The sequence below is a fragment of the Saccharopolyspora sp. NPDC045839 genome (assembly GCF_056431645.1).
In genome coordinates this window covers 49164-63258 of the sequence record NZ_JBWKKH010000025.1, presented here as the reverse complement: position 1 = coordinate 63258, position 14095 = coordinate 49164, and the positions used below count along the sequence as shown (strand labels likewise).

The 14095-nt window shown below is 70.7% G+C and carries 16 protein-coding genes and 1 pseudogene; 9 read left to right on the top strand and 8 right to left on the bottom strand.

Features of this window, described 5'->3' with window-relative positions; all coding sequences use genetic code 11:
- Positions 1–62: 62 nt before the first annotated feature.
- Together sigJ and AC07EQ_RS29345 are read left to right on the top strand one after the other, a co-directional pair.
- A complete protein-coding gene (gene sigJ, locus AC07EQ_RS29350) occupies positions 63–950 on the top strand; it encodes an RNA polymerase sigma factor SigJ (RefSeq protein WP_478391104.1) in 888 nt (295 codons plus the stop codon).
- Between the two features lie 47 nt (positions 951–997).
- Complete coding sequence (locus AC07EQ_RS29345) at positions 998–1435, top strand: carboxymuconolactone decarboxylase family protein (RefSeq protein ID WP_478391103.1); 438 nt, start codon at positions 998–1000, stop codon at positions 1433–1435.
- Between the two features lie 303 nt (positions 1436–1738).
- On the opposite strand, the gene AC07EQ_RS29340 is transcribed toward AC07EQ_RS29345, so the two are convergent.
- The 4 genes from AC07EQ_RS29340 to AC07EQ_RS29325 form a co-directional block, all read right to left on the bottom strand.
- Positions 1739–2239 (bottom strand): DinB family protein, encoded by a 501-nt coding sequence (locus tag AC07EQ_RS29340; RefSeq protein ID WP_478391102.1) that lies wholly within the window; start codon positions 2237–2239, stop codon positions 1739–1741.
- A 15-nt stretch (positions 2240–2254) separates the two neighbouring features.
- The gene (locus AC07EQ_RS29335) at positions 2255–3265 is read right to left on the bottom strand and encodes an LCP family protein (RefSeq protein WP_478391101.1); all 1011 of its coding nucleotides are present in this window, start codon (positions 3263–3265) and stop codon (positions 2255–2257) included.
- 409 nt (positions 3266–3674) lie between these two features.
- A complete protein-coding gene (locus AC07EQ_RS29330) occupies positions 3675–4283 on the bottom strand; it encodes a class I SAM-dependent methyltransferase (protein WP_478391100.1) in 609 nt (202 codons plus the stop codon).
- Between the two features lie 160 nt (positions 4284–4443).
- Positions 4444–4794: a GatB/YqeY domain-containing protein gene (locus AC07EQ_RS29325; RefSeq protein WP_478391099.1), complete on the bottom strand. Its 351-nt coding sequence runs from the start codon at positions 4792–4794 to the stop codon at positions 4444–4446.
- 67 nt (positions 4795–4861) lie between these two features.
- Between AC07EQ_RS29325 and AC07EQ_RS29320 the strand changes: the two genes are divergently transcribed.
- The 3 genes from AC07EQ_RS29320 (at position 4862) to AC07EQ_RS29310 (ending at position 7782) form a co-directional block, all read left to right on the top strand.
- Positions 4862–5470, top strand: coding sequence for a TetR/AcrR family transcriptional regulator (locus AC07EQ_RS29320; protein WP_478391098.1), 609 nt, complete (start codon positions 4862–4864; stop codon positions 5468–5470).
- Between the two features lie 98 nt (positions 5471–5568).
- Positions 5569–7062 (top strand): carboxylesterase/lipase family protein, encoded by a 1494-nt coding sequence (locus AC07EQ_RS29315; protein ID WP_478391097.1) that lies wholly within the window; start codon positions 5569–5571, stop codon positions 7060–7062.
- An 81-nt stretch (positions 7063–7143) separates the two neighbouring features.
- Complete coding sequence (locus tag AC07EQ_RS29310) at positions 7144–7782, top strand: maleylpyruvate isomerase family mycothiol-dependent enzyme (RefSeq protein WP_478391096.1); 639 nt, start codon at positions 7144–7146, stop codon at positions 7780–7782.
- Between the two features lie 18 nt (positions 7783–7800).
- On the opposite strand, the gene AC07EQ_RS29305 is transcribed toward AC07EQ_RS29310, so the two are convergent.
- Both AC07EQ_RS29305 and AC07EQ_RS29300 read right to left on the bottom strand, forming a co-directional pair.
- Positions 7801–8553: an SDR family oxidoreductase gene (locus AC07EQ_RS29305; protein ID WP_478391095.1), complete on the bottom strand. Its 753-nt coding sequence runs from the start codon at positions 8551–8553 to the stop codon at positions 7801–7803.
- A gap of 136 nt (positions 8554–8689) precedes the next feature.
- Positions 8690–9397 carry a TetR/AcrR family transcriptional regulator gene (locus AC07EQ_RS29300; protein WP_478391094.1) on the bottom strand — a complete coding sequence of 236 codons (708 nt, stop codon included), beginning with the start codon at positions 9395–9397 and terminating at the stop codon, positions 8690–8692.
- A gap of 247 nt (positions 9398–9644) precedes the next feature.
- Between AC07EQ_RS29300 and AC07EQ_RS29295 the strand changes: the two genes are divergently transcribed.
- Positions 9645–10532 carry an NAD(P)-dependent oxidoreductase gene (locus tag AC07EQ_RS29295; RefSeq protein WP_478391093.1) on the top strand — a complete coding sequence of 296 codons (888 nt, stop codon included), beginning with the start codon at positions 9645–9647 and terminating at the stop codon, positions 10530–10532.
- Positions 10533–10601: 69 nt separating this feature from the next.
- Here the strand turns inward: AC07EQ_RS29295 and AC07EQ_RS29290 are convergent.
- Both AC07EQ_RS29290 and AC07EQ_RS29285 read right to left on the bottom strand, forming a co-directional pair.
- Positions 10602–10888: pseudogene (locus AC07EQ_RS29290) on the bottom strand (SbtR family transcriptional regulator); the annotation flags it as partial.
- Positions 10889–10914: 26 nt separating this feature from the next.
- A complete protein-coding gene (locus AC07EQ_RS29285; RefSeq protein WP_478391092.1) occupies positions 10915–11325 on the bottom strand; it encodes a nuclear transport factor 2 family protein in 411 nt (136 codons plus the stop codon).
- A gap of 317 nt (positions 11326–11642) precedes the next feature.
- Between AC07EQ_RS29285 and AC07EQ_RS29280 the strand changes: the two genes are divergently transcribed.
- From AC07EQ_RS29280 to AC07EQ_RS29270, 3 genes are all read left to right on the top strand, one after another.
- Positions 11643–12494, top strand: coding sequence for a helix-turn-helix domain-containing protein (locus AC07EQ_RS29280; RefSeq protein WP_478391091.1), 852 nt, complete (start codon positions 11643–11645; stop codon positions 12492–12494).
- A gap of 9 nt (positions 12495–12503) precedes the next feature.
- Positions 12504–13382, top strand: a complete 879-nt coding sequence (locus AC07EQ_RS29275) for a helix-turn-helix domain-containing protein (protein WP_478391090.1) — start codon at positions 12504–12506, stop codon at positions 13380–13382.
- A 109-nt stretch (positions 13383–13491) separates the two neighbouring features.
- Entirely contained in the window at positions 13492–13992 is a 501-nt protein-coding gene (locus AC07EQ_RS29270) for an SRPBCC family protein (protein WP_478391089.1), read from the top strand.
- The last annotated feature ends 103 nt before the right edge of the window (positions 13993–14095 follow it).

Below are 14095 nucleotides of genomic sequence, written 5' to 3'. Positions count from 1 at the left end.
ATTAGACCAATAGAGTTAATGATCGAAATTGTTCTCGTAATGCTCTGCTCGGGAGGTCTGCAATGGGTGTCGGGCACCGCGAGCGGTTGGGCGCCGAGTGGCAGGAGCACCGGCCTTCCGTCTTCGGCGTGGCCTACCGGCTGCTCGGCAGCGTCGCCGATGCCGAGGACGTCGTGCAGGACGTGTGGCTGCGGGCCGCGCGGGCGGATCTGGACGAGGTCGACGACCTGCGGGCCTGGCTGGTCACCGTCGCCGCTCGGCGGTCCTACGACATCCTCAAATCCGCTCGGGTGCAGCGGGAGAGCTACTTCGGGCCGTGGTTGCCGGAACCCCTGCTGACCGGGCCGGATGCCGCCGAGCCGGTGCTCGTCGACGAGTCGGTCGGCTCCGCGATGCTGCTGATCATGGAGGAGCTGAGCCCGCCGGAGCGGGTGGCCCTCGTGCTGCACGACGTGTTCGGGCTGGAGTTCGCGCGGATCGCCGAGGTGCTGGGCGGCTCGGTGCCCGCCGCCCGGAAGCTGGCCTCGCGGGCGCGGCACCGGGTCGCCGAGGCGCGGGGCAGCGCGCCGGACGTGCCGCGCGCCGAGCTGGATCGCCTGGTCATCGCGTTCCGCGCCGCCTACGAGACCGGGGACCTCGCCGCGCTTGTAGAGCTGATGCATCCCGATGCCGTCTACCTCACCGACGGCGGCGGGCAGGTCAGCGCGGCCCGCGTGCCCATCCTCGGCGGGCAGCGCATCGCCGAGGTCCTGGTCCGGGTGGGTCGCCGGTGGCGGGCCGATCGCATCGACATCGTCGAGATCGGCGGCGAGCCGGCACTGGTGTCCCACCGCGACGGCGGGATCCTGTCCGTCGACACGTTCGGGTTCGCCGATGGCCGGATCGTCGCCTACCGGCGGGTGCTCAACCCGCGGAAACTCGCCCACCTCAAGGCGGTCACATCCGGATAGGCCCGCTCGTCTCCCTGGTGGCAGCTGAGAACCACAGGGAGACAACGATGGCACGTCTGAACCTCGGCGAAGCGGCACCGGAGCCCTACAAGGGCTTCAAGGACGCCGATGCCGCGATCCGCAAGGGTCCGCTGGACGACAAGGTGCGGGAGCTGGTCAAGATCCGGGTCTCGCAGATCAACGGCTGCGTCTTCTGCGTCGACATGCACGGCCGGGAGGCGCGCCGGATCGGCGAGACCGAGGACCGGCTCCTCCAACTGGCCGTGTGGCAGGAGTCGGAGCTCTACGACGAGCGGGAGCGCGCCGCGCTGGGCTACGCCGAGGCGGCCACCCGCCGCGAGCACATCGGCGACGACCAGTGGGAGGCGCTGCGCAAGGCGTTCCCGGACGAGGCCGAGCTCGGTCACCTGGTCGCCCAGGTCGCGCTGATCAACGCGCTGAACCTCATCGGTGTCCCGCTGCAGATGAAGCCGCCGCGCCGCTGAGGCCGCAGGAGCCCGTGTGCACTTTCTGCTGCTGTAGAGGCTGTTTTGGATGTCGTGGTGTTGAGGTGTGGTAGCGGGGTTTTGTCTTTGAAGCGGCGGAGCCGCTTAGCCCACCCCTGCAACCGGCACCGCCGCGGGTTCTCAGGGGTCTTCTCGCGAGGACAGCCCCGACGTGGTGAATTGGTCATTCATGATGTCGGGGATCCCACAGCGAGAAGACCCCTGAGGTTCCGCCACCCGCACCGCCACGCAAAGCAAGTTCGGAAACAGGCTTTATAGCGACAGAAAGTGCACACGGGGAGTTCACTCGCCGGTCGGGCCGCCGGCCTGTTCCACGACGATGTCGAGCTGGCCCAGGTGGCGGGCGTATTCCTGGACGAGGTGCAGCAGCACCCTTTCCAGGGTCGCCGGTTCCGCGCCCTTCCAGCGCGGTCCCGGCTCGCCCGCCTTCTCCAGGGGCGTGATCGCCACGACTTCGGCGGTTCGCCGTCCCTGGTCGCGGAGGGCCGCCACCAGATCGTCGCGGGTTTCCTCCGGGGCCACGTGCCAGCGGCCGTTCGTCCTGTCACCCCAGGGGTTTTCGAACCGACGACCCTCGAATCCCCATTCGATCCAGCGCAGTTCGGCGAAGGTCAGGTGCTTGACCAGTTCCAGCGGCGTCCACCCCGACGGGACCCGGCTGGATCGCAGCTCCGCATCCGGCAGGGCCGCCACCTTGTCGATCACGCGGCCCCGGAAGAAGTCGAGGTAGCCGAGGAGCACCTCGCCGCGCGAGGCCGCGGGATCCGTGGGTTCCGGGAACATCCGACGAGTATGCGCTCAGTCGACGATCAGGTCCTCCGGGATGGGCTGGTCGGCGTTCACGGTCTCGAAGAGTTCGGTGGCCTTCTTCTTGTCCCAGCTCTTCGCGGTGCCGTCGGTCACCGGGACCGTCGTCGTCACCACCGCGCCCGAGGAGATGCCGCGCATCACCCACGCCAGCGACAGCAGGTCGCCCGGCCCGTCGTCGCTGGTCATCGTCATCGCCTGGGCGCCCGCGTCCGCCAGTGCGTAGGTGGCGAACGGGTTGATCAGGGTGGTCGCGCTGGACGCCTCCTGCGCCAGGGCGCCGATGAACTTGCGCTGGTTCGCGACCCGGTCCAGGTCCGAACGCGGGGTCGCATCGCTGTAGCGCATGCGGACGAAGGTCAGGGCGTTCGCGCCGTCCAAGCGCTGGCAGCCCGCCTGCAGCGTCTGGCCGGTCTTGACGTCGTGCATCTCCTGGTCCAGGCACATCTCGACGCCGCCGACCGCCTCGACGATCTCCGCGAACCCGCCGAAGCCGATCTCGGCGTAGTGGTCGATGCGCAGGCCCGTGGCCTGCTCCACCGTCTGCGCCAGCAGCTGCGGGCCGCCTTCCGCGAAGGCCGCGTTGATCATCGTCCGCCCGTGGCCGGGGACCGGCACCCGCGAGTCGCGAGGGAGGCTGATCAGCGTCGGGGCCGTGGAGTTGTCCGGCAGGTGCGCGATCATGATCGTGTCCGTGCGCTGGCCCGCCGCCTCGCCGACGTGCAGCCCGGCCACCGTCTCCGGATCCAGCCCCTCGCGGCTGTCCGAGCCCACGATCAGCCAATTCGTGCCCGCGCCCGCCGAGGGGCGGCCCGCGTAGTCCGGGAAGGCGTCGACCCGCCGGATCGAGGAGTCGACGTGGAACCACAGCCACCCCCCGAACACCACCGGTAACAGCACCAGGACCACCACGACCGCGAAGATCTTGCGGCCCCTCCGGCGTGGTCTTCCGGCACCGCGGTTCGACGCGTCCCAGTCGTTCCGGAACTGATAGGTGTTCATATCCGAGAAGACGTTCCGCGCGCCGGAAAGTTGCTCATGTCCACAAAAAGGGACGTCCCCGGCGGCCAAGCTCCCCAACCGTGGCCGAAGCCTCTTACCTCTTCCTCCACCCGCGCCGGCTATGACGCCCTAGCCGTCGAGTGCGCCGAACACGCCAAGAACGAGCTCGCCGAGAGGCCCTTCGGCCGTGCCATGCTCGGCACGTTCGCCGAGCTCGTCGACGGCGGCCCGGTGGTCGACGTCGGGTGCGGCACCACGACAACATCACCCTCGACGATTTCGCGCGAAACCGCCGCTCCTCGTGGGGGCGGGATGGCGATTTCGCGCGAAATCGCCATCGGAGCCAGGCACCGGGCGCCTCCGGGATGAGCCTTTTGAAACCTCACCTGGTCCGAATAGGACAGACGCCTCACCGCAGGCGTTTCGCCCGGAGGACGGTGTCGTGGGTGTGGCCGCCGGGCGACGGGGGGTTCCGCAGGCGGGATTCGTCGACCAGCACGGTCCAATCGCCGTCGAGGAGTTCGGCGATCTCGTGGGGCTGGTAGAACTCGCTCGGCTCGAAGCCGTGCGCGGCTTCCGGCGGCATGTCCGTCATGTCGTGGCCGACGAACAGGAGCGTGCCGCCCGGGGAGACCGAGGCCAGCAAGCCGCGCAGGGCCGCGTGCCCGGGCTGCTTCACGAGCGGGAAGTAGTGCGCCGACACCAGGTCGAACGCGCCGGCCGGCGGCGCGGCGGTGTTCAGGTCGGCGCGCGTCCAGGCGACTCCTGGACCGCCCGTCGCGACTCGGGCGGCGCGCTCCAGCGCGACCTGCGAGACGTCCACCGCGGTGACCTGCCACCCGCGCCGGGCCAGCCAGAGCGCGTCCGCGCCTTCGCCGCATCCCACGTCGAGCGCTTGCCCGGGCGGCAGGTCGGCCGCTTCGGCGACGAGCGCCCCGTTCGGCTCGCCGCTGAACAGCTGGTCCTGGCTGCTGTAGCGCTCGTCCCAGAACTCCTGCCCGGTCGCCTCAGATGCCATGACGCCTGTCTCCCATGACGAGTTCGCAGATGCGCGCTTCCAGTTCGTTCGAGAAGGGATCCCGCGCGGCTTGTCGTTCGGTCATCTCGACCACCTCCGACACCAACATGGTCCCGCGATCCGAAATCCGGCAACGCTGTTTGCGGGAACAGCAAATGCGTCAGGGAGTTCCCAGGTGGCGGCTCAGCACCGCGGCCTCCGCGCGGAGCCGTTCGGCGAGGTCGTCGCGCCCGGCCTGCTCGTACTCCTCCGCCGCGGCCGATCGCTCCCGCGCCTCGTTCGCCACGATCGACCGCATGTCGGACTCGGTGAGCCGGCGGCGTTGCGCCTCCGCCGCGCCAACTCCCAGCGCCGCACCCGCGACGTGTTCGTTCCCGCCGCTCAGCGAGCAGTCCGCGGGCACGGCCTCGGCGTTGTCGATCGCCGCCAGCGCAGAGCGGAGCGCCGCGACGGCGACGTTGTTCCGGGCCTTGAGGGCCGTTTTCAGGTCGTCACGCAGGCTGGCGCGCATGTGCCGGGACTCCAATCCGGGTGTCGCCGGCCTGCCTTCGATAGCAGTACGGCTGTACGATATTCGGGTGCCGCGGGTTGCCGATCATGATCAGCGTCGCGCCCAGATCGCGCGTGCCTTCCAGCGCCTGCTCGCCGCGGAGGGCTTCGCGGGCGTCTCGTTCTCGCGGGTGGCGACCGAGGCCGGGATCTCGGTCGGGCTCATCCAGCACTACTTCGCGGGCAAGGACGCGCTGCTGCACTTCGCCTACGAAGACGCCACGCGCCGCATGGGCGAGCGGGTCCGGATTCGCGTCCGCGACGGTGAGGCCGCCCGCCTCCCGACCGCCGAGGTGCTGCTCGACAGCCTCGTCGAACTGCTGCCGCTCGACGAGGAACGGGACGTCGAGTACCGCGTCCGGCAGGGCCTGCAGGCGCAGGCGCTGCACCACACCGGCCTCGCCGAGGTCGCCCGGCAGTCGGGCGGCGCCATCCTCGACTACGTCACGAAGGCCGTCCAGGACGGCGTGGAGCGCGGCGAGGTCGAGGCCGGTGTCGACGCCGTGCTCGCCGCCCGCACGATCCTCGCGACCGTGCAGGGCCTGGCCGATCAGGTCGCGCTCTCGGGCGCGGACGCCTTCTCGGCGCGGGACGCGTTGCGCCCGGTCATCGCCGCGGTGTTCACCGGGCATCGCTGATCTCCTCACCGCGGGCAAAACCTCGCGACGACAACATGACCGTCCGGCTATCGTAGCAATATGCTCGTATTGTTATTGCTCGTGGAGGGGCGCTCCCGATGACCGAACACGTGACCGTGCAGCTGAGCAGCGGCGCCATCCGCGGCCGCAGGCTCGACGAACACCTCTCGTTCCGAGGCATCCCGTACGCCGCCCCACCGACCGGTGAGCGGCGGTGGCGGCCGCCCGCGCCGGTCGAGCCGTGGTCCGGAATCCGCGACGCGACCGTCCCCGGGAATCCCGCGCCGCAGCTGGCGCAGTCCTTCGCGGACGTGACCTCCGTCGACGAGGACTGCCTGACGCTCGAGGTCACCGCGCCCTCAACCGCGGGCACCGGGCGCCCGGTGCTGGTGTGGCTGCACGGCGGCGGCGGGACGAACGGCACCGCCGCCAGCTACGACCCGCGGCGACTCGCCATCTCCGGCGACGTCGTCGTCGTGGCGCCGAACTTCCGGCTCGGCGTGTTCGGCTGCTTCGGGCATCCGGGCCTCGCCGACGGCGGCACCTTCGGCCTGCAGGACCAGCAGGCCGCACTCCGCTGGGTGCGGCGGGAGATCGCACGATTCGGCGGCGACCCGGCGAACGTGACGCTGATCGGGGAGTCCAACGGGGCCCTCGCGGTCGCGGCGCACCTGACGTCACCCGCCTCGGCCGGGCTGTTCCACCGCGCGATCCTGCAGAGCGCGTTCGGCGTGCTGGGCCCGGCACCGGCGCACACCTTCATGCCCGGCGTGCCGGCGCTTCCTCCAATGTGGACACCGGTGGCCGAGTTGGACCGGCTCGGCGCCACCACCGCCGCCGAGCACGGCTGGATCACGCCCGGCAGCGATGCCGAATCGGCGCTCGCGCAGCTCCGGCGGGTTCCGGCGGAGGAGTTGCTGCAGGTGTCCGGCAACTTCATCCGGCCCGCCTTCGGCGGCACCACGCTGCCCGAATCACCTGCGGAAGCACTGCTCGCCGGGCGTTTCCACCGGATGCCGGTGATGCTGGGCACCACGCTCGACGAGGCCCGGTTCTTCGTCGGACTCGCCGGAAACCCGGTCACCACCGAGAGCTACCCGCGCCTGCTCGCGGAGGCCTTCGGCGACGCGGCGGGCGATGTCGCCGCGCGCTACGCGCTCGACCGCTTCCCCACGCCGAGCCTCGCCTGGGCGCAGATCTGCACCGACCGGGCGTGGGCGCGACCGGCCTGGGAACTGGGCCGTGCCCTCGCCGCGCACACCGACACCTGGTTCTACGAGTTCGCCGACCGGGACGCGCCGCCGCTCGTGCCGCTCGCTGGAGCCCTGACCGGCGCGCAGCACTCCAGCGAGCTGGCGTACCAGTTCGACATCCCCGGCGCGCCGCCGCTGACCGCGGCGCAGCGCGAGCTCGCCGGCCGGATGAACCACTACTGGACCGCCTTCGCGGCCAACGGCGACCCTGCCTGCGCCGACCTGCCGGCCTGGCCCGACGCCGCCACCGGCCACGTCCAGTCGCTGGCGCCGGAACGGATCGGCGGCACGGACTACGCGGCCGGGCACGCCCTCGACTTCTGGTCGCGGATGCCCTGAAGGAGTTCGCGCCGGAGCGACGATTCGGCGCGACCTCTGCGGTCCTACTCGCGACCGACCTGAAGCACAGGAGATTCAGCCGTGACCAGAGCAGAAAGCGCGCCAGGAATCTGGCCGCTGGTGCACGCCGAGCGGGCGGCCCTGGCCGCCGACCTCGCCGACCTGACCGACGAGCAGTGGACGACGCCGTCGCTGTGCACGGAGCTCACGGTGCGCGAGGTGCTTGCGCACCTCACAGCGGGGGCGAGCCTCACCCCCGTCCGGTGGTTCGCGGGCGTGATCCGCTGCCGGTTCGACTTCGACAGGCAGGTGGCCATGCGACTGGCGGAGCAGCTGGGCGCCACCCCGGCGGAAACGCTCACGAGGTTCCGCCGGGTCACCACCAGCACCACCAAGCCGCCGCTGCCGGTCGTGGCGATGCTCGGCGAAGCGATCGTGCACGCCGAGGACATCCGGCGACCGCTGGGCATCCACCGCGACTACCCGATCGACGCCATCACGCGGCTGGCCGAGTACTACCGGGGCTCCGACCTCGTCGTTCCCACCAAGAAGCGGATCGCCGGGCTCCGGCTCGCCGCGACCGACGGCCCCTTCGCCACCGGCGCCGGGCCGCTGGTGTCCGGCACCACCCTGGCGCTGACCATGGCGATGACCGGCCGCACGGCCTACTTCGACGAGCTCGACGGCGACGGCGTCGCGACCCTGCGCGACCGCGCGTGAACCACGAGCTCCCGAGATTCAGCCCCGGTCGACCAGGTAGTCCTCGCCGCCGACGTAGGCGGTGTGCCCGGTCTCCAGCGGGGCGGTTGCCGCGGACACGATTCCGGCGGCGAACTCGGAGACCGTCGGCAGGGAACCGGCCTCCGCGCGGCGGGCGTCGATGATGCCGGGGCGGGCGCGCTCCAGGAGCGTCGGGGTGATCGTGCCCTCGATCATGTCGCCCGACACGACCACCAGGCCGATCCCGCGCCCCGCCAGGTCGGGGATCCGGTCGCGCAGCGCGTCCTCACCGGCCCGTTTGCTCGCGGCCACCGGTTCGTACTCGTCGTAGGTGGGCCGCCTGCCGTGGAAGTGCGCCTGGTGGCTGGTGACGAAGACGATCCGCGCCGACGGCGGCAGCAACGGCAGCGCAGCGTCCACAAGGGACACTTGGGCGTCGCGGTTCAACCGGAGCGCGTAGTCGGGCGGGACGTCGCGCTCCATCCCGCCGGAGGCGTTGAGGACCAGCAGGTCCAGGCGGCCGCACAGGTCGCGGATCTCGCCGGTCATGGCCGCGACATCGGCCCGGTCGGTGAGGTCCGCGCGCACGGCCGAGGCAGCACCGCCCGCGCGGGCGATCTCGTCGACGACCCGTTGAGCGCGCTTGACCTTCTCCCGGTAGTTCACGAAAACCCGGGCGCCCGCGGCCCCCAGCAACCGGGCCGTCTCGGCGCCGATCCCCCGGGATCCTCCCGTCACCAGCGCGATCCGCCCAGCGAGGCTCGTGCTCATGCCAGTTCCGCCTCTCACCGTTTCACAGTTGTGGTCGCGTCCGGCTCAATCCCGCGTTTCGCAGTTTCTCGTGGCCGGTTCGCGTCACGTTCCCCTGAGGCGCGGTTGAGGAGGACTCGGGTTGGCACAGGGCTGCTCATGCCCTCTTCATCCGCATGACCATCGCGTCCGCGCCGGCGGCCACGTCCGCGCTGCGCGGCACCGCGGTCCGCGCCAGCCGGGTGCTCACGGCCGCACCGAAACCGGCGATCCGCACCACGTCGTTGACGAACTCGTCGAGATCCTCGGGCCACGGCAGCGAAGGCTGGTTGATCAGCAGCGACACGCACCCGTGCATCGCGGACCACAGGCTCAGCGCCAGCGTGCGGGGATCCCCGCGCAGCACTCCGCCGTCCACGCACGCGGTGACCGCATCCACCATGTGCGCGAAGCACTCCTCCGCCGCGGGCGAGAGCTCCGGGCCACCGGGCCGGTGCAGCATCAGAACGCGGTACTGCACCGGATGATCGAGGGCGAACCGGACGTAGGCGCGTCCGCATTGGCCCAGCGCGATGAACGGATCCGTCAGCCGCGCGCAGGCTTCGCGGATCCGGCTGCCCAGCCCGTCCCACGCCCGCAGGCACACCGCCTCGACCAGCCGGTCCTTGCTCGCGAAATGCCGGTACACCGACGGCGTGGTGACGCCCGCGCGCTCGGCCACGGCCCGCAGCGTGAGCGCCTCCTCGGTGCCCGCCTCGACGAGCATCCGCTCGGCCACGAGGAGGATCTCCTCGCGCAGCCGCCCGCCCTCGCCCGGATTGGCCCGCACCCGCCTGCCCGGCACCGGTTCGCACAGGTCCGACATCGGGTCGCATCCATCTTGCACGAGATCACAGTGACACCGTCACCCTGACGTTGTCAACTACTCCAGACACTCGCCCCGGCGGCCCGAAGGACCAGATGGCGGCCCTATCGAGCCAGGTCAGAACGATCGTCACGGATTCCCGACCGGATTTGCCCGAAGGGCATTGACCTCGACTTAACTTGAAGTAACAAGCTCTCGGTGTTCGCCTCGGCGATAGACCGGGAGCGACTGGTTGGGAAGGAACCCCATGACGACAACGACAACCGACGACTCCCGCCAGGTCACCGTGCTCGGCCTCGGTGACATGGGATCGGCGATCGCCAGGACGTTCGTCGACCGCGGCTACCGCACGACGGTCTGGAACCGGACCGCGAGCAAGAGCGAGCCGCTCGTCGCCGCCGGTGCCACGGCGGCCGCGACGGCCGCGGAGGCGGTGGCGGCGAGCCCGTTGGTCGTGATCTGCCTGCTCGACAGCACGGCGGTCGACGAGGTGCTGGGCGCCGTCGAAACCGCGGTCGCGGGCAAGGTGCTGGTGAACGTCACGAGCGGCTCTCCCGCCCAGGCGCGGGAGAACGAGCGCTGGGCGACCGAGCGCGGCGCCGAGTACATCGACGGCAAGATCATGGGAGATCCGCCGTACGTCGGCACGCCGAACATCATGTTCCCGTTCAGCGGCTCCCGCAGCGCCTTCCAGGCCCACGAGCCGGTGCTGCAGGAGCTGGGCAGCATCGCGTACCACGGCGAGGACGCCGGCCTGGCGGCCGTGGAGTTCATGGCCCAGGTCGCGGTGGGCTACGAGATGCTCATCGGCTTCCTGCACACGCTCAAGCTGGTCCAGGCCGAAGGGGTCGACGTGGTGGAGTTCACCGAGCGCGTCGCCGGCTCGGTGGCCGCCTACCCGCCGCTGCTGACCGCGATGGGCAAGGCGGTCGGCAGCGGCGAGTACGCGCCGGATCTCGGCCCGCTCAACGTCCAGGCCGCGCTGATGGACGACATGATCGACCACCGGGAATCCATCGGCGTGGAGGCCGTGCGGATGCGGGAGGTCAAGGAGCTGATGGACCGCCGGATCGCCGAAGGCCACGGCGATCAGGGCTTCTCCAGCCTGTTCGAGTTGCTCCCGAAGCGGCGGTGACGCGCAGCGGGGTGCGGCCGCCCGCACCCCGCTTTTCGCCGCCCGCGCCCGAAAACCGAGCGCTGGCCGGCGCAACCCCGCGATGAGGAGCTCGACCAGTCGACGCGCGTCGTAGCGGGGATCGCTGTCCGCGCCGATGCAGAGGTTCCCGACGCCGCGCATCAGCTCGTAAGCGTCCACATCGGACCGGATCCCGCCGGAACCGGCCGTAGTTGGGCGCACACGGGCACGAGGTGGTCGACGAAGTAGGCGTGCAGCGCTTCGAAACCGGCGTTGTCGGACTGCAGCACGGCAGCGAGACCGTGCTTGGTGACCAGGAAATCGACGAAGAGGTCGATCCACCCCACCCGCGCTGCTCGACCCGTCCCTGCGGCGCCGCTGACTACTGCCGTGCCTCGCCGAAGATCATGCGATGCCCGCGCGCCGTGTCCGCGTACTCGCGGACACGGTGGATCAGCCCGTCCCGGAGTTCGAGGACGAAGCAGTGGTCGTTGCTGTAGTGGTTGCCGTTGGCGAGGGTCGCCGTCATGGTCGCCTCCACGACCACCCGCGCACCGTCGGTGTGCAGCCCGTGGAAGACGACGTCGACGTCACGCGCGTACAAGCGGGGGAAGTCCTCGGCGAAGAAACGCACGATCGCCTCCCTGCCCACCATGTGGTCGGGCGCCCCGAGCGCGACGGCCGTGGCGTTCCCGGGTGGCGACAGCCATTCGGCGTCCTCGGTGAGAACTGCGGAGATCTCGTCGGGGTCGTTGCCGGCGAGCGTTTGGAAGGCGTTCTGGACGATGCTCATGGAGCCCACTGTTTCCCTTGGCGCAGGCCGATGTCTTGGACGAATGTTCCCGTCGATCCGCCCATAGAGGCTGTTTCCGAACTTGCTCTGCGTGGCGGTGCGGGTAGCGGAACCTCGGGCGTCTTCTCGCTGTTGGATCCCCGACTCATGAATGCCAATTCACCACGTCGGGGCTGTCCTCGCGAGAAAACACCTGAGAACCCGCAGCGGTGCAAGCTGAGTAGATGGGCTAAGCGGCTCCGCCGCTTCAAAGACAAAACCCCCGCTACCACACCTCAACACCACGACATCCAAAACAGCCTCCATAGCATGGGTTGATGCGATCCGTCGGGAACGAGCGCGAGGCGGTGGCCAGGTGGTGCGTCGCGAGGCCGCCGAGGCCCAGCCGGATGGCCGGCGTCAGCATGGCCGGGTTCCGCGACCGCGGCACGGGCCCGGTCGACGTGCGAGTGGTCCCGCACCCGGCCGTCACGCTGGCGCTGGAATTCGGTGACGGCCCGCTCGTCGTTGATGCCGAAACCGGTCGGCAGCGGCGGGGAAATCTCGTCACCGGGTTCATGCACGGCGCTGTTCGCGTGCGGGGCGAGAAGGTCGAGTGCGTGCAGGTGCGCCTGTCCCCGGTGGTCGCGCACGAGGTGCTGGGCATCTCCCCGGCGGAGCTGGACCACCTGGTGGTGACCCTCGACGACCTGTGGGGCCGCGACGCGGCGCGGATCCGGGAGCAGCTCGGCGAAACCCGGTCGTGGCAGGACCGCTTCGCCCTGGCGGACGCCCTGCTCGCCCGTCGCCGCGAGGCAGGGCGGCCCGTGGATCCCCAGGTGGCCTGGGCCTGGCAGCAGATCGCCGTCAGCCGCGGCCGGGTCCGGGTCGACGGACTGGCGGCCGAGATCGGGTGGAGCCGCAAGCGCCTGTGGTCCCGGTTCCGGGCGCAGATCGGCCTGCCGCCCAAGCGCGCCGCGAAGCTGGTCCGCTTCGACCACGCCGCGCACCGCCTGGCGGCGGGCGGGAACGCGGCCCTGATCGCGGCGGAGTCCGGCTACGTCGACCAGTCCCACCTGCACCGGGACGTCCTGGCGTTCACCGGGGTGACCCCGACGACCGTGGCCGGCGAGACCTGGCTGGCGGTGGACGACATCGCGTGGCACGGGCGCGACACGTCGATCGACTAGCCTGGTGCGGTGTTCGACTCGCCTGACTTCGATCTGGCGCCGTACGCGGAGTTCGACACGTCGGAGCTGGTGCGGCGCACCTACTGCAGCTGGGGCGACGCGGGCTGGCGGTCGCTGCTCGTGCAGTGCTTCGACCACGCGCCCGAGGCCCACCACGTCCCGATGCCCGGGGTGTCCGACCTGCATCTCGTGCTCTTCGTGGCCGGGGACGTGGCCACGCGAACGCGCGCCGACGGAAAACCGGTCCGCCGCCGCTGGTTTCCCGGCGATCTGGAGCTCATGGTTCCCGGCCGGACGAGCGTGCGCGACTACCGGACGACGTCCGCGATGCGCACCATCCAGGTGCACATTCCATCGGCGACCGTCGAGCGGGCCGCAGCGCAATTGGGCGGTTCGGGACCGGACTTCGAAGCGCTGTCGGCCGCGGTGGGCACGGGCGATCCGGTCGTCGAGCAGATCATCCGCGCACTGCCCGCCGCTGGTGGCTCGAACGATCTCTACGCGGAATCCGCCGGGGCGTTCCTCGCGACGCACCTGCTGACCCGGGGCCGGCACGAACGCCTGCCGGGGCCCGAACACGCCGCCGTCCGCGCGGGCATCGCCGTCATGCGGGACCGGCTGGCCGAGCCGCTGACGCTGGCCGACATCGCCGCCGAAGCGCACCTCAGCGTGTACCACTTCATCCGCGTCTTCCGGGCGGCGACCGGCGAAACGCCCCACCGGTTCCTCACCCGGCTGCGGATCGAGCGGGCGAAGCGGCTGCTTTCCGACGACGCCCACACCGTCGCGCAGGTCGCCGAGCGTTGCGGTTTCGCCAGTCCTGGAGCGCTGTCGACGGCCTTCCTGAGCCACGTCGGCGTCCGGCCGTCGGCGTACCGCAAGATCTGATCGAAGGTCGGCAATCCAGCGCATGTACCCGGCCGTCCGCGTCACCTAGTTTCGGCCGTGCCAAGCAGCTTCGGCGTTGCCGCGCACTCACCCCGGACACGGTCCCGCGATGAGAACGGTGGGTGCGGCGGCGAACGAAAGGATTCCGACCATGCTCCGCTACGACGCGACCGCGACCTCGACAGCGCCTCCGGCCGTCGTCTGGCGCCTGCTCGTCGACGCACGCACCTGGCCCACCTGGTCGACCGTCGACAGCCTGGTCACCGAGCGTTCCAGCGGCCTCGACCCCGACGGCCGCGATCCCGTCGGCGCGGTCCGCGCGTTCCGCACCGGGCGGACGGTCACCGGGGAACGGCTGACCGGGCTCGACGAGGAGAAGCAGCTGACGTACGAGGACGCCTTCAACTCGGCCATCCACGACTACCGGGCGGTCATCGACCTCACGCCCGCACCCGGCGGGGGCACGGCCATCCACTGGCACGGCACCTACTCCACCCGATGGGGAATGGGCTGGATGATGAAGCGCGTCATGCGGCGGGTCATGCAGCAGATGGCCGACGGCCTCGCCTCCCACGCGGCGGAGCAGGCGCGCCAAGACCCGGCCGGCTAGGCGCGCTGAGGTTCCCTCCGGCGAACAGCGGTCCGCATCGCATCGAAAAAGATGCGCGGATTTCCGGTGCGGCTGTCGAGAACGGCACGCCGGCTCCGTCCCT